Source organism: Roseateles sp. (assembly GCF_965262435.1).
Lineage (GTDB): Bacteria > Pseudomonadota > Gammaproteobacteria > Burkholderiales > Burkholderiaceae_C > Paucibacter_A.
The window spans coordinates 3,948,473-3,971,325 of record NZ_OZ253537.1 but is presented as its reverse complement, the minus strand read 5'-3'; the positions used below and the strand labels follow the sequence as shown (position 1 = coordinate 3,971,325).

The following is a 22,853-nucleotide window of genomic DNA, read 5'->3' as shown; positions in this document are numbered from 1 at the left end:
CGTCAGGAGAACGTGGGCAGCAGCAGCCACAGCAGGGCCGCGGCCACCGCCAGGGAAGAGAACAGCACGCTGCTGACGATCAGCGCAAATCGCGGGCCCCCGGCCAGCCAGGCGGTCAGGCTGCGCGTCAGACTGTTGCTGGTGATGGCGACCAGCACGCCCTGGCACATCAGGCGCGCGTCGATCTGGCCGGCATGCACCAGGCCAGCCAGCGAGGCCACCGGGGCGTGGGCATCGGCCAGGCCGGTCAGGCCGACGGCGCCCAGCAGTCCCGAACTGCCAAATCGCTGCTCGGCCCAGCTGACCGCCACAGTGACGCCGCTGAGCAGCAGGGCGATCAGGGCCGCTTCCTTGAGGCGCAGCGGGCCACCGCGCTGCTCGGTCCGGCCGCTCGAAGGGGCTGAGCCCTGCTGTCGAGCCTGGCGAGCCAGCAGCAGGCCGGCGCCGCCGGCCACGGACATGCCGGCCAGGCCCAGGGGCAAAAAGCTCATGGCAGCCTGCGGCGCCAGAGCCAGCAGCATCAAGCTGGCTTGCAGCCAGGTGGCCGCGCTGGACATGACGGCCCCGGCCGCACAGGCCAGGAACAGAGGCGGCTCGGCGCGCGCGCGCTGGCCCATGGCGGCGATGGTGGCGGTGCTGGACACCAGACCCGACATCAGGCCCGAAAGCGCCAGGCCGGTCTGCGCACCCAGCAGGCGCAATGCCACATAACCGAAAGCCTGCAGGCCCAGCAGCAAGAGCATCAGGCCCATCAAGGTGTGTGCCTTCATCCCGGCCAGCCAGGGCAGGGGCTCGGTCGGCATCAGGGGCAGCACGACCAAAGCCAGGGCGGCCAGCAGCAAACCGTCGTGCAACTCCTCTTCGCGCAGCATGCGGGTGGCGAAGCGGTGCAGGGCGGTGCGGGCGCTGAGCAAGGCGGTCAGGGTCACGGCAGCCGGCGCGCCCAGAAGCGGCGCCTGCACGCACAGCACGCCGATCAAATAAGTGGCCAGCAGAGCCATCTCCGTGGTCAAGCCTGGGTCGCGCTCGCTGCTGCGGAAATAGGCCATGGCCGCCAGTACGGTGACCGCCAGCGCGCCCACCGCCACCAGGCCCGGCACGGCCAGGCCATGGGCAAGCGCGCCGGACAGGGCGGCGATGGTGAAGGTGCGCAGGCCGGCCGGCTCGGCCTCGCGGCCGCCGGCATGGCCGCGGCCCTTGTGGCGCTCGCGCTCCAGTCCGATCAAGAGCCCGCTGCCCAGGGCGGCCATCAAGCCCATGGCCAGGCCGGCCTGGGCGCCAAATGCTTGTTCCAGCAGATTCATCCGAGCTCGACCGTTTCCCCATGTTGCGGCACGCGCACGTGCCAACCGAGTTCGTCTTGAATGCGGCTGCGCAAGGCGTCGCTGGCGCCCGGTTCGCCGTGCACCACGAAGACCTGTTCGGGTGCGCGCTTGAAGCCGCGCAACCAGGCCATCAGGCCGTCGGCGTCGGCATGGCCGGAGAAGCCTTCGAGGTGGCTGATCTCGGCATTGACCGGCACATACTGGCCATGCAGCTTGATCTGGCGTTCACCGGCCACCATCTTGGCGCCGCGGCTGCCGCCGACCTGGAAGCCCGGGAAGGCGATGTGGTGGCGGGCCTGCGGCGCCATGGTCTCGATGTGGTTCAGCACGCGGCCGCCGGTGGCCATGCCACTGGCCGAGATGATGATGGAAGGCCGGGTGCGCGGGCTGCTCATGCTGCGCGCCAGCTTCATGGACTCGGCCGATTTGCTGATGACGGTCACACCGTCGCACAAGCCCTGGGCGTCGGAAGGGGAGATGCGCAGCAGCTTCTTGTGCTTGAGGGTCAGCTCGGTGGCCTCGATGGCCATGGGGCTGTCCAGGTAGATGGGCACGTCCTGGCTCAACTCGCCCGCTTCGCGCAGACGCTGCAGCACCAGCAACAAGGCTTGCGCCCGGCCGACCGCGAAGCTGGGCAGCAGCACGCTGCCACCGCGCTGGAAGGTCTGGCGCAGGACTTGCGCCAGGCGTGCCTGCACGTCCTCGGGCGGGTGCTGGCGGTTGCCGTAGGTCGACTCGATCAGCAGCACATCGGCCTCTTCCAGGCGCTGCGGCGCCGGCATCAGCAAATCATTGCTGCGGCCGACATCGCCACTGTAGACCAGGGTCTTGCCGCCATGGCGCACCGTGATGGCGCAGGCACCCAGCAGGTGGCCGACCGGCGTGAAGCGGATCTCGGCCTGGCCGAGCTTGAGGCGACCGTCGCGGTGGACGCCGACGAAATGCTCGATCACCTTCTTGGTTTCGCTGACGGTGTAGAGCGGCAGGGCTTTCTCGTGCTTGGAGGTGCCGTGGCGGTTGGCCTGGCGTGCGTCTTCTTCCTGCAGATGGGCGCTGTCCAGCAGCAGCACTTCGCAGAGGTCCCTGGTGGCCGAGGTGGAAAAGACCTGACCCCGGAAACCCTGGCGGCGCAGCGCCGGGATGTAGCCGCTGTGGTCGAGATGGGCATGGCTGAGCAGCACCGCATCGATGCTCGCGGCCGCCACGCCCAGCGGTGCCCAGTTGCGTTCGCGCAGGGTCTTGAAGCCCTGGAACAGGCCGCAATCGAGCAACAGGCGCTGCTTGCCGAGTTCCAGCAGATGGCGCGAACCGGTGACGCAGTCGGCGGCGCCGAGAAAGGTCAGCTTCATGTGGGCAAGGCTCCCAGGTGTTGCAAGGCTTCGGATTCCAGCACCTGCACGGCCGGCCCGTCTTGATGCAGGGCAAGGGTGAGTGCACGCGCCACGGTGTCCGCTTGAATCGGCCGCCAGCGTGCTGGCAGCAGGGGGCTCAAAGGGCGCAGCAAGCGCTGGCCCCAAGCCTCGCCGGCACGGTGTGGCTGGCCCAGGCCGCCACGTTCGCCGAGCAGCAGGGCGGGGCGGGCGATCACCAGGCGCTTGAAGTGCAAGCCCATCAAGGCCTGCTCCATCTCACCTTTTACCCGGTTGTAGAACACCCGCGAGCTCGGGTCGGCCCCCATGGCCGAGACGACGGCGCAGCGGCGCGCACCACCGGCCCGGGCGACCCGGGCGACGTGGAGCACAGCGTCGAAGTCCACCTCGCGGAAGGCTTCTTGTGAGCCCGCCGCAGCAATGGTGGTGCCGAGGGTGATGTAGAGCTCGTCCGGTGCCGGAATATGGGCCGGGCCCAGATCGGGGCGGCCAAAGTTGACGCGCTGGGGATGCAGGTTCGCGTGGCGGCCCAGTTCCGGCGCATCGCGTCGCAGCAGGGCGTGGACTTCCAGCGGCCGGGCCAAAAGCTCGGCCAGCAGCGCGCGGCCGACCAGGCCGGTGGCGCCGGCGATCCAGACCTTGGGCATGTGTGGGCTCAAACGATGACTCCAATCTGCGATAGGCGTGGCCTGCATCCTACGTCCGCGCGGCCATGAAAAAAGCCCGGCGTGGGCCGGGCTTGGGTCGGGGCTGAAACGTGTTCAGCGCTTGGGGCTGGTCAGGCGTGAGCCTTGGCCGCGGCCTGCGCCACCACCACCGCCACCGCCTTGGGGACGGCCACCGCCGCTACCGCCGGCCGGGCGGCCTGCCGAAGGACGTCCACCGCCGCCGCCGCCACCGCCGGAGCGACCTTGCGGCGCGGCCGAGCGCGGGGCGCCGCCGTCACGGCTCTGGCCCGGTGCGCCACCGGGGCGTGCGCCGGGGCGGCCACCGCCACCACCGCCGCCGCGCGAGTTGCCGCCACGGCCACCGCCGCCGGAGCGGCTGCCGTTGGTGTTCAGGATCATGCGGCCCAGCACGATGGGCTCGGGGCGCTCGCTCGGGTCGGGTGCGAAGCCGGCCACGATTTCCTTGGGGATCTCGCGCTTGATCAGCTTTTCGATCTCGCGCAGGAAGCCGTTCTCGTCCACGCAGACCAGGCTGACCGCCTCGCCCTGGGCGCCGGCGCGGCCGGTGCGGCCGATGCGGTGCACATAGTCCTCGGGGACATTGGGCAGTTCGTAGTTGACGACGTGGGGCAGCTGGTCGATGTCGATACCGCGCGCGGCGATGTCGGTCGCCACCAGGCAGGTCAGCTCGCCACTCTTGAAGTCGGCCAGGGCCTTGGTGCGTGCACCTTGGCTCTTGTTGCCGTGGATGGCCATGGCGCTGATGCCCTGGTCATTCAGGTAGTCGGTCAGGCGGTTGGCGCCATGCTTCATGCGCGTGAAGACCAGCACCTGGTGCCAAGGCGCACCGTCCAGGCCGCCCTTGATCAGGTGGACCAGCAGTTCCTTCTTGCGCTCGCGGCCGACCGGGTGGACCTTTTGCGCAATCGACTCATTGGTCTGGTTGCGACGGGCCACTTCGATCAGGGCGGGCTGGTTCAGCAGGCGGTCGGCCAGGTTCTTGATGTCATCGCTGAAGGTGGCGCTGAACAGCAGCGACTGCTTCTTCGCGGGCAGCAGTGCCAGCACCTTCTTGATGTCATGCACAAAGCCCATGTCCAGCATGCGGTCGGCTTCGTCCAGCACCAGGATCTGCACTTGCGAGAGGTCCAGCGTGCCTTGCTGCGCATGGTCGAGCAGGCGGCCGGGGGTGGCCACCAGGATGTCGACGCCGTCACGCAGACGGTTGATCTGCGGCTGCATGCCCACGCCGCCGAACATGACCATGCTCTTCAGTGGCAGGTACTTGCCGTAGGTCTTGACGCTTTCTTCGACCTGGGCCGCAAGTTCGCGGGTGGGGGTCAGCACCAGGGCGCGGATGGCGGGCTTGCCGCGCTTGTTCAGCACTGGCGCGCCTTCGCTCAGGCGGTGCAGCAGGGGCAGGGTGAAGCCGGCGGTCTTGCCGGTGCCGGTCTGGGCGCCGGCCATCAGGTCGCCGCCTTGCATGACGGCGGGGATCGCTTGTGCTTGGATCGGGGTGGGGGTGGTGTAGCCGGCGTCGGCGATGGCCTTCAGCAGGGGCGCGGCAAGGCCCAAAGATTCAAATGTCATTGATTGCTTGTTGAGCGCAACTCATCGGGTGCTGGGCCGCGTGCACGGGGTGCATCGCCAGTCTTCGAGCCTGCGAAAAGGAGGGGCGCTGGAGCTCAAAAAAATGAACGCCACGGCAAGACTGGTAGCCGTGGCGACAGCTCGCAGTATAGCCGGCCAGGGTGGCGCGGCCGGGTTTCTCCCTGTGGGGCGGGCCATGAGCCGTGATCTTGTGACGCAGGCCCGCGTCGACCGTGCCGCAGATGCTGCGACAATGTGCGGTTTGGCGCCACGCCCGGCCCGCGTCCCTGCGGCCCGGTCAACTTACGGGCTGGCCCCGCGCTCTCAGCACTTCGTACCGAACCCGCACTCTCCAGGAATCACGCCATGGCGCAATATGTCTTTTCCATGAACCGCGTCAACAAGACGGTTCCCCCGAAACGCCACATCCTCAAGGACATTTCCCTGTCCTTCTTCCCCGGCGCCAAGATCGGCGTGCTGGGTGTGAACGGTTCGGGCAAGTCCACCATCTTGAAGATCATGGCTGGCGTGGACAAGGAGTACGAAGGCGAAGCCATCGCCATGCCCGGCATCAAGATCGGTTACCTGGAGCAGGAACCGCGCCTGAACGAAACCCAGACCGTGCGTGAAGCGGTCGAAGAGGGCATCGGCGGCGTGCTGGCCGCGAAGAAGCGCCTGGACGAGGTCTATGCCGCCTATGCCGAAGAAGACGCTGACTTCGACGCGCTGGCTGCCGAGCAGGGTGAGTTGGAGTCCATCATCGCCGCCGCCGGCAGCGAAAACACCGATCTGCAGCTGGAGTTGGCCGCCGACGCACTGAACCTGCCGCCATGGGACGCCGTGATCGGCGTGCTGTCCGGTGGCGAGAAGCGCCGCGTGGCCTTGTGCCGCCTGCTGCTGAGCAAGCCCGACATGCTGCTGCTCGACGAGCCGACCAACCACTTGGACGCCGAATCGGTCGAGTGGCTGGAGCAGTTCCTGCAGCGTTTCCCCGGCACCGTGGTGGCCATCACCCACGATCGCTACTTCCTGGACAACGCCGCTGAGTGGATTCTGGAACTGGACCGCGGCCACGGCATTCCTTGGAAGGGCAACTACTCCGACTGGCTGGACCAGAAGGAAAAGCGCCTGGAAGGTGAGCAGAAGTCCGAAGACGCCCGCATGAAGGCGATGAAGGAAGAGTTGAAGTGGGTGCGCTCGAATGCCAAGGGCCGTCAGGCCAAGAGCAAGGCGCGTCTGGCCCGCTTCGAGGAGCTGTCGGACGTCGAATACCAGCAGCGCAATGTCACCAACGAAATCTTCATCCCCGTGGCCGAGCGCCTGGGCAATGAGGTGATCGAGTTCGAGGGTGTGTCAAAGAGCTTTGGCGACCGCGTGCTGATCGACAACCTGAGCTTCAAGGTGCCGGCCGGCGCCATCGTCGGCATCATCGGCCCCAACGGCGCCGGTAAGTCGACGCTGTTCCGCATGCTGCAAGGCACCGAGACCCCAGACAGCGGCACCGTCAAGATCGGCAAGACCGCCAAGATGGCTTTTGTGGACCAGAGCCGCGCCAGCCTGGAAGCCGACAAGACCGTGTGGCAAGACGTGTCGGGTGGCCTGGACAACATCACGGTCGGCAAGTTCGTGATGCCCAGCCGCGCCTATCTGGGCCGCTTCAACTTCAAGGGCAATGACCAGCAGAAGCTGGTCGGCAGCCTCTCCGGCGGTGAACGCGGCCGCCTGCACCTGGCCAAGACCCTGGCCCAGGGCGGCAACGTGCTGATGCTTGACGAACCGTCGAACGACCTGGACGTCGAAACCCTGCGCGCACTGGAAGAGGCGCTGCTGGAGTTCGCCGGCTCGGCCATGGTGATCTCCCATGATCGCTGGTTCCTGGACCGCATCTGCACCCACATCCTGGCCTGCGAAGGCAATTCGCAGTGGTTCTTCTTCGACGGCAACTTCCATGAGTACGAAGCCGATAAGAAGAAGCGCCTGGGCGAAGAAGGCGCGCGCCCCAAGCGCATGCGCTTCAAGCCGATCAAGTGATGCCGCCAGCCACCGTTCTGTGCAAGCAGGAGGGTGTTTTCGGATGAGCGAAAGAGCGCCTGTGGGCGCTCTTTTCATTGGCGCCGGGCATTCACAGATCTTTACTGCCGGGGCACAGCAGGCTTACGTGCGGGGCTGAAGATTCATTCACCCCAACCCCGACGGAGATCTGTCATGTCCCAGCTGAATCTGAAGAAGTTGTTCGCCCTCGGCGCCGTGGCAGCCAGCTTGTCGCTCGCCGGCCTGCAGGCGCAGGCCCAGGGTCCCATGGGTCACCGTGGTGGCCACGAGATGATGGCCATGGGCGGCGGTCATGTGCTGGACATGGTGGACGCGAGCGATGCGCAGCGCAGCCAGATCAAGCAGATCATGGATGCCGCCCGGGCGGACATGAAGGCCGAGCACGAGACCGCCCGCAAGCTGCGCGATCAGGCGCAGACCCTGTTCGCCGCGCCAAATGTCGATGCCGCTGCCATCGAGGCCCTGCGCCTGCAGATGAGCGCTCACCATGACGTGATCAGCAAGCGCATGAGCCAGGCCATGGTGGACGCCGCCCGGGTGTTGACCCCGGAGCAGCGTGCCAAGATGGCCGAGCGCATGAAGAAGATGCAGGCCCGCATGGCCAAGCACCAGGAGATGCGCGGCGGCAAGCATGGCAGCTGAGTTGCCGCGCTCGTTTATGCTCAGTGGCGTCGCGCACATTGAAGCTGCGCCGCGACGAGGCCGGCGAACGGTCTCGGCCACTTTCCCTTTTGCATCCGCCATGAGTTCCAGACTGCTGCTGATTGACGACGACACCCGGCTCACGGCCATGTTGTGCGACTACCTGAGTGCGGCCGGTTTCGAGGTGACCCTTGCGGCTTCCCTGGCCGCCGGCCGCGCCGCCTTGGCCGAGCAGGCCTTTGACCTGCTGGTGCTGGACCTGATGCTGCCTGACGGTGACGGCCTGGATTTCTGCCGTGAATTGCGCAGCGATGCGCTCACGCGCCGCCTGCCTGTGCTCATGCTCTCGGCGCGTGGTGAACCCATGGATCGCATCCTGGGTCTGGAACTGGGCGCCGACGATTACCTGGCCAAGCCTTTCGAACCGCGTGAGCTGCAAGCCCGCATCAAGGCTTTGCTGCGCCGCGCCGAACCCGAGGCGCCGGCCGATGATGTGCTGCGCTTTGGACGCCTGGAGATTGATCTGGCCGCACGCATGGCGCGCTTGGACGGCAAGCCGCTTGATTTCACCGGCCATCAGTTCGACTTGCTGGTGGTGCTGGCGCAAAGCCCAGGCCGCGTGCTCTCGCGCGACCAAATCATGGACGCGCTCAAAGGCCATCCGCTCGATGCCTTTGACCGCTCGATCGATGTTCACATCTCGCGCATCCGCGCGCTGATCGAAGAGGATCCCAAGACCCCACGCCGGGTGTTGACCGTGCGCGGTGCCGGCTATGTGTTTGCCCGCAAGCAGGACGCCGACCATGGCCATTGAGGCGCGATGCCGCTGGGGCATCTGAGATGAAGTCGCTGTACCTGCGCATCTACCTGACCTTGGTGGTCGTGCTGCTGGCCTTTGCTTTCGGCTCGGCCTGGTTGTTCCAGCGCCATTTCGAGCAGGAGCGTGGCAGTTTTGAGTCCTCCGCCAACGAGCGCGTGTTGGCGATTGCCGAACTGATTCATGGCTCCCTGCCGCCCGCTACGGCACCCCGCTCCGAGCAAGCCGAGGCTTTGCAGGAATGGGGGCAGCGCCTGCATATGGCCATCGCCCTGATTGATGAGCGAGGCGAACGTATTGCCGCCTCCGAAGAATTCATCGAGCGCGAAACCATGGGGGGCCGCCCAGCGTGCGTGTGCCTTTGGAAGATCGCCGCAGTCTCCTGGTGATGCGCGGTGGCTTTCGCATGGGGCCAGGCGCACGCTTGGGCGGTGGTCCGGGGCCAGACCGGCCCTTCTTCAAACGCGGAGACAACGCCCCCTTGCCCTGGGGTCTGCCTTTCCTTGGGCCTCGTCCCAACGGTCAGGTCCTGTTGGTCTTGTTGGTGCTGCTGTTCTTTGGCGTCGCCCTCGGGGCCTACCCGGTGGTGCGACGACTGACCCGGCGTCTGGAGAGTCTGAAGGCCGGTGTCGAGCAGTTCGGTTCGGGCCAGCTGACGCAGCGGGTCGACGACAGCGGCAGCGACGAGGTCGCGGCGTTGGCCGGTAGTTTCAACCGCGCGGCGGCCCAGATCGAGACCTTGCTGCGCTCTCAGCAGTCGCTGTTGGCCAATGCCAGCCATGAGCTGCGCTCGCCCCTGGCGCGGCTGAAGATGGCCTTTTCCATGCTGGACAACGCCGGCCCGGAGCAGCGTGTGCGCCTGCAAGCCGAGATCCATACCAATATTTCAGAGCTGGACGCCCTGGTCGAAGAGGTGTTGCTGGCCAGCCGCCTGGAAGCGGCGGCCCGCGCGGCGACGCCGGCGGAGCATGAGTTCAAGGTCGACCTGATGGGGCTGGCGGCTGAAGAGGCGGCGCGCAGCGCGGCGGACTTTCAGCCCGCTGCAGGCTTGACCGAACTGGTCGTGCCCGGAGACGAGCGCCTGTTGCGTCGTGCCCTGCGCAATCTGCTGGAAAACGGCAAGCGCTACGGCGGGCAGGAGCTTTTGCTGGAGCTCGCGCGAGGCAACGAAGGCGAGGCCGAGTTGCGCGTCAGCGACCGCGGCCCCGGCGTGCCCGAGGCCATGCGGGAGAGGATCTTCGAAGCATTTTTCCGCCTCCCCGGCCACGCCGAACAGGCCGGAGGAGTGGGGCTCGGCCTGAGCCTGGTCAAGCAGATTGCGCTGCGCCACCAAGGCCAGGTGCGTTGCGAAGCGCGGCCCGGCGGAGGCAGCGTGTTTGTCTTCAGCCTGCCGACCGCGGCGAACTGAGGGCAGCGGCGGCCTGCTCGCGTTCTTCCTGGCGGTGCACCCAGGCCAGGAAGGTGCTCAATCCCACGGCCGCCAGCACCAGGCCCGCGGTAGCGGCTGACCAGAAGCCGCGCGCACCTTGAAACTCGGCCGGAACTGAGGGGCTGTGGCCGAAGGCCAGCCAATAGCCGCCACCCAGGCCCACACCCCAGATCGCCAGCGCGTAAATGATCATGGGCGCGGTGGCGATGTGGTGGGCGCGAAGCACGAATGCTGCCAGGGTCTGCCCGGCATCAGCCACGTGAAAAAGCCAGACCCAGAGCAGCAAGGGCAGGGCGGCGCCCAGGATCACCGGGTCGCTGGTGTAGAGACCCAGCACCGCCTCGCGTGCAAAAAACACCAAGGCGCCGATCAGGAAGGACGCGGCCAAGCCGATCTCCAGGCCATGCCAGCCCAAGCGCCGAGCGCCGGCCGGGTCATGGGCGCCGACCGACTGCGCCACCAGGGTGCCGGTCGCATTGGCCAGGGCCAGGGGCAGCATGAACATCAGGCTGATCAGATTGACGGCCAGCTGGTGGCCGGCCACGGGCGTTGCGCCCAGTCGGGCAATGAAGATGGCCATGAAGGTGAAGCCGGTCACCTCGATCAGGATGGAACCGCCCATGGGCACGCCCAGCTTGAGCAGGGCGCGGATGTCGGGCCAGTGGGGCGCTTGCAGGCCGCCGCGGCGCAGGCCGAAGGGCTCGTAAAACGGGTCGCGCCGCATCCAAGCGAAGGCGATGGCGGCCTGGGCCCACATGGCGATCGCCGTGGCAATGCCACAACCCAGGGCGCCCAAGGCCGGCACCTGCCAGGGTCCGAGCGCAAAGCCTTGAATGAGCAAGAGGCTCAGCGGCAGCTTGAGCAGCAGGCCGCCGACCTGCAAGGCCATCACCGCCTTGGGCCGAGACACCGCCACATTGAAGCCGCGGAAGGCGGTAAAGAACAGCGTGGCCGGCAGGCTGGCGGCCAGGGCTATCAAGTAATGGCGTACCTTGGCCTCAACCTCGGGGCTGGCCTGCGACACCGCCAGAAAGGGCTCGGGCAGCAGCAGGATCAGGCTGCCCAGGACCATCAATCCGAGGCAGAGCCACAGCGTCTGATGCAACTGCGCCCCAGCTTCCCGCATCTGGCCGGCGCCGAACAGGCGGCCGACGATGGGTGAGATCGCCAGCACCACGCCCATCAAGCCCACGAAGACGGTGATGAAGATCGCGCTGCCCACGGCCAGCGCGGCCAGGTCGACGGCCGAGTAACGGGCCACCAGCACGGTGTCGATGGTGCTGAAGGCCAGCACAGCCAGTTGCCCGACCAGCACCGGCCAGGCCAGCGGCGCGATGCGGCGCAGGCTTTCCAGATGGCTGCTGCTCATGCTGCTGGTTTGTTCTGCGGGTGGTCAGTGCCGCTGAACTCGCGCGCACGCTCGGCATAGCGGTTGAAGCGCCAAGCCGTGCCTTCCTGGGTGATGCGGCGCCAGGTGATGCGCTTCTCGGCCGGCGTCATCACCGGCCAGTGCTGCACCTCGTCAAACGTGCGGCCGCAGCCTTTGCACAGGGCGTCGCCCTGGCTGGTGGAGCAGATGGCGATACAGGGCGCGTCGGGTGTGCTGTCGTACCAGCGCAGCCAGGCGGCCTTGGCGACTGCAGGCATGCTGTCCTCGTCACATTCATGGTCGCGGTGGTAGACCAGCAGGCCGTAGACCTCGGCCAGGGCTTGCACCTCGGGGCAGGCGCTCAGGCCGTCGGTCGACGGGTGACGCTCGCGCCACCAGTTGATGGCGGCTTCGATGTCGGTGATGTGGATGCCGCTCATGCAGGTTCAGTAGGCCAGGCCCATGGCGGTGCGGACTTCCCGCAAGGTCTTGCGGGCGACGGCGCGGGCACGCTCGGTGCCGACCTCGACAATCCATTGCACCTGCTTGGGGTTGGCCAGGTATTCATTGGCCCGCTCGCGCCAAGGCGCTTGCTCTTTCTGGATGGCCTCGATCAAAGGCTTTTTGCAGTCCAGGCAGCCGATGCTGGCCGAGCGGCAGCCCTCGGCCGCCCAAGCGCGAGTGGACTCGTCGCAGTAGAGCTGGTGCAGGGGCCAGACCGGGCAGCGGCTGGGTTCGCCGGCGTCGCTGCGGCGCACGCGCTGCGGGTCGGTGGGCATGGTGCGGATCTTCTCGTCCACCACCTCGGGCGCATCGCGCATGGCCACGGCGTTGTTGTAGCTCTTGCTCATCTTCTGGCCGTCCAGGCCGGGCAGGCGTGCGGTCTCGGTCAGCAGCTCTTGCGGCTCGGGCAGGATGGGCGAATCCGGGCTGTAGATGCGGTTGAAGCGGCGGGCCACCTCGCGAGTGACTTCCACATGGGCTGTCTGGTCTTCGCCGACCGGCACAAAGCCAGCCTTGTAGATCAGGATGTCGGCGGCCTGCAGCAGCGGGTAGCCGAGGAAGCCGTAGGTGGCGCCTTCACCCGGGGTGCTGCTTGCGCGTTGCTTCTCGACCGCGTCCTTGTAGCTGGGAATGCGCTCCAGCCAGGAGGTGGGCGTGCTCATGGCCAGCAGGGTGAAGAGCTCCGCATGCTCGGGCATGCGGCTTTGGATGAAGAGCGTGGCCTTCTCGGGGTCGATGCCGGCGGCCAGCCAGTCGACCACCATGTCGTAGACGTTGCGTTCGATGCTGTTGCGGTTCTGACGGTCCTGGTACTGGGTGGTCAGGGCATGCCAGTCGGCGACGAAGAAGAAACAATCGTGTGTGCTCTGCAGGCGAACCCAGTTCTTCAGCGCGCCGTGGTAGTGGCCCAGGTGCAAGGCACCGGTCGGGCGCATGCCCGAGAGCACGCGCGGGCGTGCGGCGGCAGAAGTCGGTTCGGGAGTAGGCAGGGAGCTCATCGGCGGGCCGCAGCAAAGATCAGGTCGGGCATTGTAGGCAGCTACACTGCCGCCCCATGAAACGCATCGTCATCCTGATCTCCGGCCGTGGCTCCAATATGGAGGCCATCGTGCGCGCCTGTGCCGCCGAGGGCTGGCCAGCCCAGATCGCCGCCGTGATCAGCAACAAGCCTGATGCCGCCGGCCTGAACTTTGCGGCCGAGCACGGCATTGCCACGGCCGTGGTTGACCACAAGGCTTTTCGCCAGCCCGGCATGGATGCACAGCAGGCCCGCGAGGCTTTTGATGCCGAACTGCAGCGCGTGATCGATGGTTTTGCGCCCGATCTGGTGGTGCTGGCGGGCTTCATGCGCATCTTGACCCCGGCCTTCACCGCCCACTTTGCCGAACGCATGCTCAACATCCACCCCTCGCTGCTGCCGGCCTTCACCGGCCTGCACACGCACGCACGGGCCTTGGAGATGGGCTGCAAATTCGTCGGCGCCACCGTGCATTTCGTGACCGCCGAGCTCGACCACGGCGCCATCGTCGCCCAGGCTGTGGCGCCGGTGCTGCCGGGTGATGATGAAGGCACGCTGTCGGCCCGCGTGCTCAAGCTGGAGCACCGCATGTACCCGCAGGCCGTGCGCTGGTTTGTCGAAGGCCAGCTGCGCCGGGTCGATGGCCGAGTCGAGCAACTCAGCGGGGCGAGTCAGTCGTTCAGCTGAACCTTCAGCGGATCATGCCGGCCAGGATATTGATCAAGAGCGCCAGCACCCCGGTGTTGAACATGAAGGACAGCAGGGCGTGCAGCAAGACCAAGCGCCGCATGGGCCGGGCGCTGACCGCCACATCCGAGGTCTGCGAGGTTGCGGCTAGGGTGACCGCGAAGTACATGAAGTCGGTGTAGTCCGGTAGACCTTTCAGGCCAGGAAACTCCAGGCCGTGCGGTCCTTTGTCCTGCCCCGTGTTGCGGTGGTAGAGGCTGGCATAGGCCAGGGCGAACTCGACCGGCAGCAGCAGCCAGCTGCCCGCCACCGTCAACAAGGCCAGTGCCAAGGTGGCGCCTGGCGGGCCGGCCGGTTGTCTCAGCTCCAGGGCGATAGCCGCCAGGCTGGCCAGCGCGCCGGCCGCCGCCAGCAGCAGCACGGCGGCCACGCCGTCCGCCTGCGCCACGCTTTTGCGCTGCACATGCTCGTGGTCGGCGGCCAGCATCATGTGCAGCACCGCCAGCAAATAGAACCAGACACCAGCATTCCAGCCGCAGAGCAGGCGCGCAGACAAGCTCCAGTGCGAAGGGCAGGCGAGGCCGACCAGCACGCCCAGACCCAGGGCCAGCAAAAGGCGCGGGCGCAGGCGCAGCTGTTGCAGCCAGCGGGGCGCGCGCATCATCAGGGTGCCGGCGCGTCGTCGATGGCGCTGAAGCGCGTCGTCACCACCCCGTCCACTTCCAGGCTGCCGAAGAACATGGCGTGTGGGCGCACCCACAGGCCGGTGGCGTTGTACAGCGGGCGGTAGACCACCAAGGGTTCCAGCGTCTCGCTATGCCTGGCGGTGCCAATCACTTCGTATTCGCCTCCCTTGTAATGGCGGTAGCGGCCCAGCGGTGTGGCGGGCAGTGGGGGCAGATCGTCGGCACTCATGTCAGGGGCGGCAAGGGATAAAAATGGCGGCACGGCAGGGAAAGCCCGCAGGCCTGGGATAATCGCGCCATGCATCCTAATGCCCTTCTTGAAATGAGCAGCGAGCTCCTGCGCGCTGTCCTCCAGTTGGACACTCCCGCCGACAGCGTGGTGTCCGCCTTTTTCCGCAAACACAAGGCCTTGGGCCAGCGCGAACGCCATGCTTTGGCCGAGACCGCGTACACCGTGCTGCGTCAGCGCCCGCTGCTGCAGCATCTGGCCCAGTCGGGCAGTGGCCCGATCGAGCGCCGCTTGGCCATTCTGGGCTGGCAGGGCAACGATGCCTTCTTGCGCGGCGCCCTGAACACCCAAGAACAGCAATGGCTGGAACAGGTCCGTCAAATTGACAAGACCCAGCTCGCGCCGCGCCTGCGCCACAACCTGCCCGAGTGGCTGGCCCAGCCTTTGATGGCTCGCCTCGGCGAGGAGCAGTTCTGGTCCTTGGCAGCCAGCATGAATGAGCAGGCTCCCCTGGACCTGCGCGTCAACACCTTGAAGGCCAAGCGCGAGGAGGCTCAGGCCACTTTGGCGGCTGCGGGCATCGAGGCTGAACTCACGCCGTTCTCGCCTGTGGGCCTGCGCATTCACGGCAAGCCGGCCTTGAACAAGCTGGAGCTGTTCACCGGCGGCGGCGTCGAGGTCCAGGACGAAGGCAGCCAGCTGCTGGCCCTGATGCTCGATGCCAAGCGCAGTGAGATGGTGGTGGACTTCTGCGCCGGCGCCGGCGGCAAGACCTTGGCCTTGGGCGCGTCCATGCGCAACACCGGCCGGCTCTATGCCTTCGACACCTCGGGTCATCGCCTGGCTTCCTTGAAGCCTCGTTTGGCGCGCAGTGGTCTGTCGAATATCTACCCGACTCAGATCGCCCATGAGCGTGATGAGCGCATCAAGCGCCTGTCCGGCAAGATCGACCGAGTGCTGGTCGATGCGCCGTGCTCGGGCCTGGGTACCTTGCGCCGCAATCCGGATCTGAAATGGCGCCAGTCTTTGCATGCGATACAAGAGCTGCAGGCCAAGCAGACGGCCATTCTGGCCAGTGCCGCGCGCCTGCTGAAATCGGGCGGCCGCCTGGTTTATGCCACTTGCAGCCTGCTGGATGCCGAGAACGAGGCGATCGCCGAAGCCTTCTCGGCCGCTCATCCCCAGTTCAAGAAGCTCGACGCCGCCGAGGTGCTGAGCCGCGCCCATGTCGAGCAGGCGGACTGTCTGGTTGAGAACGGTTATTTGCGCCTCTGGCCGCACCAGCACCAGACCGATGGCTTCTTTGCCGCGGTGTGGGAAAAACAGCCCGGCTGATGGCCGGCGGGGCCTGTCAGCCCAGGCCTCGGTCGAAAGTTGCCCGTTCTTGACTTGAAGCAGACTTATGCACTGAGGTGCTTAGAGTCCGGCACCTACAATTCAGCGACTTGAATCCACAGATATGCCCAGCCCTGGGCAGGATTAGGAACCCATGAACTTCTTGATGTCGGTACACGATGCGGTGGTCCAGATGCTGGCCCATGGCCTGCTCGAAGCCAGTGCATGGCAGGTGGTGGCTTTCACCCTGGTCATCACGCACTTCACCATCCTCGCCGTGACGATCTTCCTGCACCGTGCGCAAGCGCACCGTTCGCTGGACCTGGGCCCCATTCCCTCGCATTTCTTCCGTGCGGTGCTGTGGTTGACCACGGGCATGGTGACCAAGGAATTCGTGGCCGTGCATCGCAAGCACCACGCCAAATGCGAGACCGAGGAAGACCCGCACAGCCCGCAGACCCGCGGCCTCAAGGCCTTGCTGCTGACCGGCGTGGAGCTCTATCGCGCCGAGGCCAAGAATCCCGAGACCATCGCCAAATATGGCTTGGGCACGCCGAATGACTGGATCGAGCGCAATCTCTACACCCGCTTCTCCTGGCAAGGCGTGGGCTTGATGCTGATCATCAACCTGGCCCTTTTTGGCGCCATCGGTGCCACGGTCTGGGCCATTCAGATGGTCTGGATTCCGGTCTGGGCGACTGGCGTGATCAATGGCATTGGCCACTACTGGGGTTATCGCAATTTTGAGGCTCCCGATGCGTCGACCAATGTCTCGCCCTGGGGCATCCTGATTGGCGGCGAAGAGCTGCACAACAACCACCACACCTACCCGACCTCGGCCAAATTCTCGGTCAAGCCCTTCGAGTTTGATATCGGTTGGGGCTACATCCGTGCCTTCGAGATGTTGGGCTGGGCCAAGGTTCGCAAGACCGCGCCCAAGCTGCGCCATGGTGACATCAAGCCTGCCGACAAGGACACGCTGGAGGCCATCATCGCCAATCGCTATGAAGTGATGGCCAAGTACGGGCGCGGCTTGAAGGCGACCTGCGCTTTGGAACTGGACAAGCTCAAGGCGCAAGGCCAGGAGCACAGCGCGCAATGGGCGGAGTTCAAGTTGGCCATGCGCTGGTCGCATCGCGACGAAGTCAATATTCCTGACAATCTTCTGCCGCAGATTGCCAAGGCACGTGCGGCCAGCCCGGCGCTGGACAAGCTCCTGACCATGCGCGAAGAGCTGCGTCAGCTCTGGACGCGTACCAATGTTTCGGCCGAGCAGCTGGTGGCTGATTTGCAGGCCTGGTGCCGCCGTGCCGAGGAGAGCGGCATTGCCGAGTTGCGCAGCTTCTCCATGAATCTGCGCATGGCGAGGGTTTGAGTGGCCGCTTGATTTGACAGTTTGTGACGGTTGGTCTGCCGTCTGTGACCGCAAGTAATCCTGCGGTAAAAGGGCGCCCTGAGGGGCGCCTTTTTTGCGTCCGAGGATTAGACTGAAGGCACAGCAACGGAACACACAAGGAGAGTCGCCATGAGCAAACTGCTTCGTACCGCCGGTCTGGTTCTGGCTTTGACTGCCTCGGCTTCGCTGGCTCTGGCCGATGTCGAGGTCCGTTTCATCGAGCCAGATAAGTTCATTGATGCCAGCGCTGATTTCAGTCGCCGCGAGCGTGAGCCGGTCCTCGATGGGATCAAGGCGCATCTGCAGAAGCTCGGCGCCCAATTGCCCGGCAAGAATCTCAAGTTTGAAATCAGCAATATCGATTTGGCTGGAGATTGGGAGCCTGTCGGGCCTCGCATGGAGATGATTCGGGTGCTGCGCGGCGTCAGTTCTCCCGCCATCGAATTGAGTTATGTACTCAGCGAGAAGGGCAAGACGCTGCAGAGCGGCAAGATCCGGCTGCACGACATGGCTTACATGTCCAGTTTCAATCGCTACCCCGACTCCGACCCGATTCGCTATGAGCGCCGCATGATCGACAACTGGTTCCGTGAAGAGTTTAAATCGCCGGCTCTGGCCGAGGCGAAGATTCAGCAACCTTGAGTCAGTCTTGCCCATGAAAAAACCCCGCCGGCTTGCGCCTTGCGGGGTTTTTTGTGGAACTCGCCGTTGCCGGTGAGCTGCCAAGCTGAATCACTTCAGCTTGGTTTCCTTGTACAGAACATGCTTACGAGCCTTGGGGTCGAATTTCATGAATTCGAGCTTGCCGGTCGTGGTCTTCTTGTTCTTGTCGGTCGTGTAGAAGTGACCCGTACCAGCGGTCGACTCCAACTTGATCTTTTCGCGTGCGCCTTTTGCCATGATGATGCTCCTTGATTCTCAGTACTAGATCAGAGCTCGCCCTTGGCGCGCAGATCGGCGACGACTTGGTCGATGCCGACCTTGTCAATCAAACGCAGAGCAGCATTGCTGATACGCAGACGAACCCAGCGGTTCTCGGTTTCCAGGAAGAAACGGCGGTACTGCAGATTCGGCAGGAAGCGACGCTTCGTTTTGTTATTGGCGTGAGAAACATTGTTTCCCACCATGGGCTTCTTGCCCGTGACTTGACAGACGCGTGCCATGACGCTTCTCCGGTTTGATTTGATGACCAGCCATCTCGGTCGAGCCTGCTTTCCGCACACTCAAGACCCGCGATGACCTCATGACCGCTTTATGCAAGCTAAACCTATCTGACATCACGCAGGTTGCCCTGGTATCTGTCTTCTGGGCGCGGTCCATCCAGCAAGCAAGCCAAAGAGTATAGCTGAAAATGAAAAGGCACGCCAGGCCGCTTGCCCTGGCGTGCCCTTGGGGCAGGCTTGTGCTGTCGCTCAGCCTTGCTCTTGCTGCTCCAGAAAGCGCTGAGCATCCAGGGCGGCCATGCAGCCGGTGCCGGCGCTGGTGATGGCCTGGCGATAGACATGGTCCTGGACGTCGCCGGCGGCAAAGACGCCCGGCACGCTGGTCATGGTGGCGAAGCCGTTCAAGCCGCTCTTGGTGACGATGTAGCCATCCTTCATTTCCAGCTGGCCCTTGAAGATGTCGGTGTTCGGCTGGTGGCCGATGGCAATGAAGCAGCCTTGCAGGGTCAGGTCTTGCGTTCCGCCACCTTGGGTGCTCTTGATGCGAACGCCGGTCACGCCGCTCTGGTCACCCAACACCTCGTCCAGCGTGTTCCAGAGGTGGAGAACCACATTGCCGGACTCGGCCTTGGCCATCAGCTTGTCGATCAAGATGGGCTCAGCACGGAACTTGTCGCGACGGTGGATCACGTGCACCTTGCTGGCGATATTGCTCAGGTAGAGCGCTTCTTCGACTGCAGTGTTGCCGCCGCCGACCACGCAGACTTCCTGGCCGCGATAGAAAAATCCATCGCAGGTGGCGCAGCCGCTGACGCCGCGGCCCATGAAGGCCTCTTCCGAGGGCAGGCCCAGGTACTTGGCCGATGCGCCGGTGGCGATGATCAGGGCGTCACAGCTGTAGCTGGCGCTGTCGCCTTTGAGCTTGAAGGGGCGCTGGGAAAAATCGACCTCGTTGATGTGATCGAAGATCATCTGCGTCTGGAAGCGCTCGGCGTGCTTCTGGAATCGCTCCATCAGTTCCGGGCCTTGCACACCCATCACATCGGCCGGCCAGTTGTCCACCTCGGTGGTCGTCATCAGTTGGCCGCCCTGTGCCATGCCAGTGAGCAATGTCGGCTTCAGATTGGCGCGAGCGGCGTAGATGGCGGCGGTGTAGCCGGCCGGGCCGGAACCCAGGATCAGCAGCGTATGGTGTTGGGTGTTTGCGTTCATGGGGGCTCAGATGGGGCGGTTGGATCGTTTCGCAAGCACGGGAAGTTGACGGCCAAGTCGACAGCAGCAGGATCGCGCATCTTTCGTGCCTGCGGCCTGTCCTGTTGCGTCGACGGTAATGGCCGGATTTTCCCGGCTAAACATGGTTTGAAATACGAGACGGGTGGGCACAATCCCGTGCATTCTAGGCATGTCACGGACGCTCTGAGGGCGTGCCAAATTCAGGCTTAAACCAAAGGAGGCTGTTCATGGCGATGTTGTCCAATCTGGATCTGATCCGCAGGGTGCCCTTGTTTTCTCTGCTCACCACCGACCAGGCGCAGTCGATCGCCGACAGCGTGGTCAAGCGTCGCTTCAAGCGCGGTGAGTTGATCGTCGAGCAGGGCACCAAGTCCAATGCCTTGTTCATTTTGCTGAACGGCCGTGCCCGGGTGCTGACGGCCGACACGCGTGGCCGCGAAGTCATCCTGGCTGTGCTGCAGCCCGGCGACTACGTCGGTGAAATGAGCCTGATCGACCACGAACCGCATTCGGCCACCGTGCGTGCTGAAGTTCAGACCGACATGCTGGTGCTGGGACGCAATGAGTTTGCCCGTTGCCTGCCCGAGAGCAGCAGCCTGTCTTACGCCATCCTGCGCGGCCTGGTGGCGCGCCTGCGCAATGCCGACCGCCAGATCGAGTCCCTGGCCTTGTTGGATGTCTATGGCCGGGTCGCTCGCACCTTGCTGGACATGTCCGAAGAAGAAAAGGGCCTCAAGATCATTCGCGGCAAGGTGTCCCGCCAGGACATGGCCAAGGTCGTCGGCGCCTCGCGCGAGATGGTCAGCCGGGTGATGAAGGATCTGGAGGAGCGCGGTGTCATCGAGACCCTGGAAAACGGCTCGGTGGTCATCAAGGAACGTTTCCCAGGCTGATCCCGTTGCCTGATGGTGGCGTCGGCTTAGCCGGCAGGACTGGTTCGTGTGAATCCTGCGCCACAATGGTGGCATGAGTTTTCCGCTGGGTTCCCTGTTGCGTGACGACGAGGTCGGCGCGCCCGACAAAATCTACAAACGCCAATCCAAGAAGGCGGCTGCGCCACCGCCGCCGCGCACCAACCCCTTGCGTACGCCGGTCTGGCTATTGCTGAGCGGCGCCGTCTGGTGCCTGGTGGTGCTGGCGCTTGTCAGTCATGACCGTGCCGACGCGGCTTTCTCCATTTCCGGCCAACACGCCATGTATGGCAACCGCATGGGCGCCGTCGGGGCCTGGATCGCGGATCTGCTGCTGTTTAGCTTCGGTTTTTCGGCCTGGTGGCTGCTTCTGATCGGGCTGCGCGTCTGGCTGAGTCATCTCGCCGACCTGCTGCGCGCTGAGAGTTCGCCAGCGCCGGGTAGTCGGCGACCGCTGATTTTCTGGTTCCTGGGCTTGCTGCTGCTGCTGTGCGCGAGTTCGGCACTCGAATGGACCCGGCTCTACTCCTGGGAAACCCGTCTGCCTGGCCATGCCGGCGGTGTGCTGGGTTACTCGCTCGGGCCCTGGAGCATGCGGGTGCTCGGCTTTGCCGGTTCTGGCGTGGTCTGGATCAGCCTTTTGCTGCTTGGCGCCGGTCTGGCTCTGAAGTTTTCCTGGGCACATCTGGCCGAGCAACTGGGTGCGCGCCTGGATCAATGGCGCGAACAGCGCCTCGAGAAACGCGAGAAAGCCGAGGACCAGCGCTTTGGTGAGCAGGCCGCGCAAGAGCGCGAACTGGTGGTGGAGGTTGAGCGGCAGGTGGTGGAGGAACACCACATTCCCATCGTCATCGAAGCGCCGGTGATGGAGGTTCCAAAGTCCACGCGGGTCGCCAAGGAGCGCCAGACCACGCTGTTTGTCGACTCCAGCGACACCAAGCTGCCCCAAGTCGACCTGCTGGACACAGCGCCGGTGCAGGTGGTGTCGGTCACACCCGAGTCACTGGAAATGACCTCGCGCATGATCGAAAAGAAGCTGCGCGACTTCGGTGTCGAAGTGCGCGTGGTGGCGGCATCGCCAGGCCCAGTGATCACGCGCTACGAGATCGAGCCGGCCACCGGCGTCAAGGGCTCGCAAATCGTCGGCCTGGCCAAGGACTTGGCGCGTTCGCTGAGCTTGGTGTCCATCCGTGTGGTGGAAACCATTCCGGGCAAGAACTTCATGGCCCTGGAGCTGCCCAATGCGCGCCGCCAGACCATTCGCCTCTCGGAAATTCTGGGCTCCCAGGTTTATGCCGATGCCAGCTCGCAACTGACCATGGGCCTGGGCAAGGACATCGTCGGCCTGCCGGTGGTGGCTGATCTGGCCAAGATGCCGCACTGCCTGGTGGCCGGTACCACCGGCTCGGGCAAGTCCGTCGGCATCAACGCCATGATCCTGTCCTTGCTCTACAAGGCCGAGGCGCGCGATGTCCGCCTGATCCTGATCGACCCCAAGATGCTGGAAATGAGCGTCTACGAGGGCATTCCGCATCTGCTGGCGCCCGTGGTGACGGACATGAAACAGGCCAGCAATGCGCTGAACTGGTGTGTTGGTGAAATGGAGCGCCGCTACAAGCTGATGAGCAAGATGGGCGTGCGCAATCTGGCCGGCTATAACAAGAAGATCGACGAGGCCAAGGAGCGCGGCGAGTCGATCGGCAACCCCTTCAGTCTGACGCCGGAGGAGCCGGAGCCGCTGGAGCGCTTGCCCTTCATCGTCGTCGTGATTGACGAACTGGCCGACCTGATGATGGTGGTCGGCAAGAAGATCGAAGAGCTGATTGCGCGCTTGGCTCAGAAGGCCCGGGCCGCCGGCATCCACCTGATCCTGGCCACGCAGCGGCCCTCGGTTGATGTGATCACCGGCCTGATCAAGGCCAATATCCCGACCCGTCTGTCCTTCCAGGTCAGCTCCAAGATCGACAGCCGCACCATCCTCGACCAGATGGGCGCCGAAGCCCTGCTCGGCATGGGTGACATGCTGTACATGCCCTCGGGCACCGGACTGCCAATTCGTGTCCACGGCGCCTTTGTCAGCGATGAAGAGGTGCACCGGGTGGTCGAGTACCTGAAGAGCCAGGGCGAACCCAATTACATCGAGGGCATTCTGGAAGGCGGCGTGCTCGAAGGTGAGGGCGGTGAGGCGGGCGCGGCCGGTGGTGGTGCCGGCGAAGGCGAGGCCGACCCCATGTACGACCAGGCCGTGGCCATCGTGCTGCAGCACCGGAGGGCGTCGATTTCACTGGTCCAGCGCCATCTGCGCATCGGCTACAACCGTGCCGCCCGGCTGCTCGAGCAGATGGAGAAGTCAGGCCTGGTCAGCAGCATGGCCACCAATGGCAACCGCGATTTGATCGTGCCCAAGCGAGATGAATGAATGAGACAGC

23 protein-coding genes are annotated in these 22,853 nt (G+C 64.9%); 11 read left to right on the top strand and 12 right to left on the bottom strand.

The window, feature by feature from the left end:
* Positions 1-2: 2 nt before the first annotated feature.
* The 4 genes from ACQY39_RS17075 to ACQY39_RS17060 form a co-directional block, all read right to left on the bottom strand.
* Positions 3-1,304, bottom strand: a complete 1,302-nt coding sequence (locus tag ACQY39_RS17075) for an MgtC/SapB family protein (RefSeq protein ID WP_428508215.1) — start codon at positions 1,302-1,304, stop codon at positions 3-5.
* Positions 1,301-2,674 carry an MBL fold metallo-hydrolase RNA specificity domain-containing protein gene (locus ACQY39_RS17070; RefSeq protein ID WP_428508213.1) on the bottom strand — a complete coding sequence of 458 codons (1,374 nt, stop codon included), beginning with the start codon at positions 2,672-2,674 and terminating at the stop codon, positions 1,301-1,303. The genes ACQY39_RS17075 and ACQY39_RS17070 overlap by 4 nt, the downstream gene beginning before the upstream one ends.
* Entirely contained in the window at positions 2,671-3,342 is a 672-nt protein-coding gene (locus tag ACQY39_RS17065) for an NAD(P)H-binding protein (RefSeq protein WP_428508211.1), read from the bottom strand. Before ACQY39_RS17065 ends, ACQY39_RS17070 begins: the two co-directional genes overlap by 4 nt.
* A 114-nt stretch (positions 3,343-3,456) precedes the next feature.
* Complete coding sequence (locus ACQY39_RS17060; RefSeq protein ID WP_428508209.1) at positions 3,457-4,953, bottom strand: DEAD/DEAH box helicase; 1,497 nt, start codon at positions 4,951-4,953, stop codon at positions 3,457-3,459.
* 366 nt (positions 4,954-5,319) lie between these two features.
* On the opposite strand from ACQY39_RS17060, the gene ettA reads away from it, so the two are divergent.
* The 5 genes from ettA to ACQY39_RS17035 all read left to right on the top strand — a co-directional run bounded on the left by ettA (position 5,320) and on the right by ACQY39_RS17035 (position 9,872).
* Complete coding sequence (gene ettA, locus ACQY39_RS17055; RefSeq protein ID WP_428508207.1) at positions 5,320-6,984, top strand: energy-dependent translational throttle protein EttA; 1,665 nt, start codon at positions 5,320-5,322, stop codon at positions 6,982-6,984.
* A 174-nt stretch (positions 6,985-7,158) separates the two neighbouring features.
* Positions 7,159-7,647, top strand: coding sequence for a Spy/CpxP family protein refolding chaperone (locus ACQY39_RS17050; RefSeq protein WP_428508205.1), 489 nt, complete (start codon positions 7,159-7,161; stop codon positions 7,645-7,647).
* A 100-nt stretch (positions 7,648-7,747) separates the two neighbouring features.
* A complete protein-coding gene (locus tag ACQY39_RS17045) occupies positions 7,748-8,461 on the top strand; it encodes a response regulator (protein ID WP_263520485.1) in 714 nt (237 codons plus the stop codon).
* Between the two features lie 26 nt (positions 8,462-8,487).
* Positions 8,488-8,853, top strand: coding sequence for a hypothetical protein (locus ACQY39_RS17040; RefSeq protein WP_428508203.1), 366 nt, complete (start codon positions 8,488-8,490; stop codon positions 8,851-8,853).
* Positions 8,814-9,872 carry a HAMP domain-containing sensor histidine kinase gene (locus tag ACQY39_RS17035; RefSeq protein ID WP_428508201.1) on the top strand — a complete coding sequence of 353 codons (1,059 nt, stop codon included), beginning with the start codon at positions 8,814-8,816 and terminating at the stop codon, positions 9,870-9,872. Before ACQY39_RS17040 ends, ACQY39_RS17035 begins: the two co-directional genes overlap by 40 nt.
* Here ACQY39_RS17035 and ACQY39_RS17030 read toward each other — a convergent pair.
* Genes ACQY39_RS17030 through trpS form a run of 3 tightly spaced genes read right to left on the bottom strand, consistent with a single transcriptional unit; the run spans position 9,847 to position 12,701 of the window.
* A complete protein-coding gene (locus tag ACQY39_RS17030) occupies positions 9,847-11,262 on the bottom strand; it encodes an MATE family efflux transporter (RefSeq protein WP_428508199.1) in 1,416 nt (471 codons plus the stop codon). The genes ACQY39_RS17035 and ACQY39_RS17030 overlap by 26 nt on opposite strands.
* Positions 11,259-11,702 (bottom strand): DUF3717 domain-containing protein, encoded by a 444-nt coding sequence (locus ACQY39_RS17025; RefSeq protein WP_428508197.1) that lies wholly within the window; start codon positions 11,700-11,702, stop codon positions 11,259-11,261. Before ACQY39_RS17025 ends, ACQY39_RS17030 begins: the two co-directional genes overlap by 4 nt.
* 6 nt (positions 11,703-11,708) lie before the next feature.
* Complete coding sequence (trpS, locus tag ACQY39_RS17020; RefSeq protein WP_428510868.1) at positions 11,709-12,701, bottom strand: tryptophan--tRNA ligase; 993 nt, start codon at positions 12,699-12,701, stop codon at positions 11,709-11,711.
* 119 nt (positions 12,702-12,820) lie between these two features.
* Between trpS and purN the strand changes: the two genes are divergently transcribed.
* Positions 12,821-13,471, top strand: a complete 651-nt coding sequence (gene purN, locus ACQY39_RS17015; protein WP_428508195.1) for a phosphoribosylglycinamide formyltransferase — start codon at positions 12,821-12,823, stop codon at positions 13,469-13,471.
* Positions 13,472-13,475: 4 nt separating this feature from the next.
* Here the strand turns inward: purN and ACQY39_RS17010 are convergent, their stop codons facing one another.
* Together ACQY39_RS17010 and ACQY39_RS17005 are read right to left on the bottom strand one after the other, a co-directional pair.
* Positions 13,476-14,135, bottom strand: coding sequence for a DUF1345 domain-containing protein (locus tag ACQY39_RS17010; protein ID WP_428508193.1), 660 nt, complete (start codon positions 14,133-14,135; stop codon positions 13,476-13,478).
* On the bottom strand, positions 14,135-14,386 hold the full coding sequence (locus ACQY39_RS17005; RefSeq protein WP_428508191.1) for a DUF1653 domain-containing protein: 252 nt from the start codon (positions 14,384-14,386) through the stop codon (positions 14,135-14,137). The genes ACQY39_RS17010 and ACQY39_RS17005 overlap by 1 nt, the downstream gene beginning before the upstream one ends.
* 69 nt (positions 14,387-14,455) lie before the next feature.
* On the opposite strand from ACQY39_RS17005, the gene ACQY39_RS17000 reads away from it, so the two are divergent.
* The 3 genes from ACQY39_RS17000 (at position 14,456) to ACQY39_RS16990 (ending at position 17,759) form a co-directional block, all read left to right on the top strand.
* Entirely contained in the window at positions 14,456-15,721 is a 1,266-nt protein-coding gene (locus ACQY39_RS17000) for an RsmB/NOP family class I SAM-dependent RNA methyltransferase (protein ID WP_428508189.1), read from the top strand.
* 154 nt (positions 15,722-15,875) lie between these two features.
* Complete coding sequence (locus tag ACQY39_RS16995) at positions 15,876-17,096, top strand: DesA family fatty acid desaturase (RefSeq protein ID WP_428508187.1); 1,221 nt, start codon at positions 15,876-15,878, stop codon at positions 17,094-17,096.
* 150 nt (positions 17,097-17,246) lie between these two features.
* A complete protein-coding gene (locus ACQY39_RS16990; RefSeq protein WP_428508185.1) occupies positions 17,247-17,759 on the top strand; it encodes a DUF3016 domain-containing protein in 513 nt (170 codons plus the stop codon).
* A 90-nt stretch (positions 17,760-17,849) separates the two neighbouring features.
* Here the strand turns inward: ACQY39_RS16990 and rpmG are convergent, their stop codons facing one another.
* The 3 genes from rpmG to trxB form a co-directional block, all read right to left on the bottom strand.
* Complete coding sequence (rpmG, locus tag ACQY39_RS16985) at positions 17,850-18,017, bottom strand: 50S ribosomal protein L33 (RefSeq protein ID WP_263520495.1); 168 nt, start codon at positions 18,015-18,017, stop codon at positions 17,850-17,852.
* Positions 18,018-18,046: 29 nt separating this feature from the next.
* A complete protein-coding gene (gene rpmB / locus ACQY39_RS16980) occupies positions 18,047-18,280 on the bottom strand; it encodes a 50S ribosomal protein L28 (protein WP_102766965.1) in 234 nt (77 codons plus the stop codon).
* Positions 18,281-18,529: 249 nt separating this feature from the next.
* Positions 18,530-19,492 carry a thioredoxin-disulfide reductase gene (trxB, locus tag ACQY39_RS16975; RefSeq protein ID WP_263520496.1) on the bottom strand — a complete coding sequence of 321 codons (963 nt, stop codon included), beginning with the start codon at positions 19,490-19,492 and terminating at the stop codon, positions 18,530-18,532.
* 248 nt (positions 19,493-19,740) lie between these two features.
* On the opposite strand from trxB, the gene ACQY39_RS16970 reads away from it, so the two are divergent.
* Both ACQY39_RS16970 and ACQY39_RS16965 read left to right on the top strand, forming a co-directional pair.
* Complete coding sequence (locus ACQY39_RS16970) at positions 19,741-20,406, top strand: Crp/Fnr family transcriptional regulator (protein WP_263520497.1); 666 nt, start codon at positions 19,741-19,743, stop codon at positions 20,404-20,406.
* A gap of 73 nt (positions 20,407-20,479) precedes the next feature.
* A complete protein-coding gene (locus ACQY39_RS16965; protein ID WP_428508181.1) occupies positions 20,480-22,843 on the top strand; it encodes a DNA translocase FtsK in 2,364 nt (787 codons plus the stop codon).
* Positions 22,844-22,853: the final 10 nt, after the last annotated feature.

Excerpts from the sequence above, each read along its gene's own strand:
- ACQY39_RS17075 (WP_428508215.1), bottom strand. The coding sequence starts at position 1,304 with ATGAATCTGCTGGAACAAGCATTTGGCGCCCAGGCCGGCCTGGCCATG.
- ACQY39_RS17070 (WP_428508213.1), bottom strand. The coding sequence starts at position 2,674 with ATGAAGCTGACCTTTCTCGGCGCCGCCGACTGCGTCACCGGTTCGCGC.
- ACQY39_RS17065 (WP_428508211.1), bottom strand. The coding sequence starts at position 3,342 with ATGCCCAAGGTCTGGATCGCCGGCGCCACCGGCCTGGTCGGCCGCGCG.
- ACQY39_RS17060 (WP_428508209.1), bottom strand. The coding sequence starts at position 4,953 with ATGACATTTGAATCTTTGGGCCTTGCCGCGCCCCTGCTGAAGGCCATC.
- ettA (WP_428508207.1), top strand. The coding sequence starts at position 5,320 with ATGGCGCAATATGTCTTTTCCATGAACCGCGTCAACAAGACGGTTCCC.
- ACQY39_RS17050 (WP_428508205.1), top strand. The coding sequence starts at position 7,159 with ATGTCCCAGCTGAATCTGAAGAAGTTGTTCGCCCTCGGCGCCGTGGCA.
- ACQY39_RS17045 (WP_263520485.1), top strand. The coding sequence starts at position 7,748 with ATGAGTTCCAGACTGCTGCTGATTGACGACGACACCCGGCTCACGGCC.
- ACQY39_RS17040 (WP_428508203.1), top strand. The coding sequence starts at position 8,488 with ATGAAGTCGCTGTACCTGCGCATCTACCTGACCTTGGTGGTCGTGCTG.
- ACQY39_RS17030 (WP_428508199.1), bottom strand. The coding sequence starts at position 11,262 with ATGAGCAGCAGCCATCTGGAAAGCCTGCGCCGCATCGCGCCGCTGGCC.
- ACQY39_RS17025 (WP_428508197.1), bottom strand. The coding sequence starts at position 11,702 with ATGAGCGGCATCCACATCACCGACATCGAAGCCGCCATCAACTGGTGG.
- trpS (WP_428510868.1), bottom strand. The coding sequence starts at position 12,701 with ATGCGCCCGACCGGTGCCTTGCACCTGGGCCACTACCACGGCGCGCTG.
- purN (WP_428508195.1), top strand. The coding sequence starts at position 12,821 with ATGAAACGCATCGTCATCCTGATCTCCGGCCGTGGCTCCAATATGGAG.
- ACQY39_RS17010 (WP_428508193.1), bottom strand. The coding sequence starts at position 14,135 with ATGATGCGCGCGCCCCGCTGGCTGCAACAGCTGCGCCTGCGCCCGCGC.
- ACQY39_RS17005 (WP_428508191.1), bottom strand. The coding sequence starts at position 14,386 with ATGAGTGCCGACGATCTGCCCCCACTGCCCGCCACACCGCTGGGCCGC.
- ACQY39_RS17000 (WP_428508189.1), top strand. The coding sequence starts at position 14,456 with ATGCATCCTAATGCCCTTCTTGAAATGAGCAGCGAGCTCCTGCGCGCT.
- ACQY39_RS16995 (WP_428508187.1), top strand. The coding sequence starts at position 15,876 with ATGAACTTCTTGATGTCGGTACACGATGCGGTGGTCCAGATGCTGGCC.
- ACQY39_RS16990 (WP_428508185.1), top strand. The coding sequence starts at position 17,247 with ATGAGCAAACTGCTTCGTACCGCCGGTCTGGTTCTGGCTTTGACTGCC.
- rpmG (WP_263520495.1), bottom strand. The coding sequence starts at position 18,017 with ATGGCAAAAGGCGCACGCGAAAAGATCAAGTTGGAGTCGACCGCTGGT.
- rpmB (WP_102766965.1), bottom strand. The coding sequence starts at position 18,280 with ATGGCACGCGTCTGTCAAGTCACGGGCAAGAAGCCCATGGTGGGAAAC.
- trxB (WP_263520496.1), bottom strand. The coding sequence starts at position 19,492 with ATGAACGCAAACACCCAACACCATACGCTGCTGATCCTGGGTTCCGGC.
- ACQY39_RS16970 (WP_263520497.1), top strand. The coding sequence starts at position 19,741 with ATGGCGATGTTGTCCAATCTGGATCTGATCCGCAGGGTGCCCTTGTTT.
- ACQY39_RS16965 (WP_428508181.1), top strand. The coding sequence starts at position 20,480 with ATGAGTTTTCCGCTGGGTTCCCTGTTGCGTGACGACGAGGTCGGCGCG.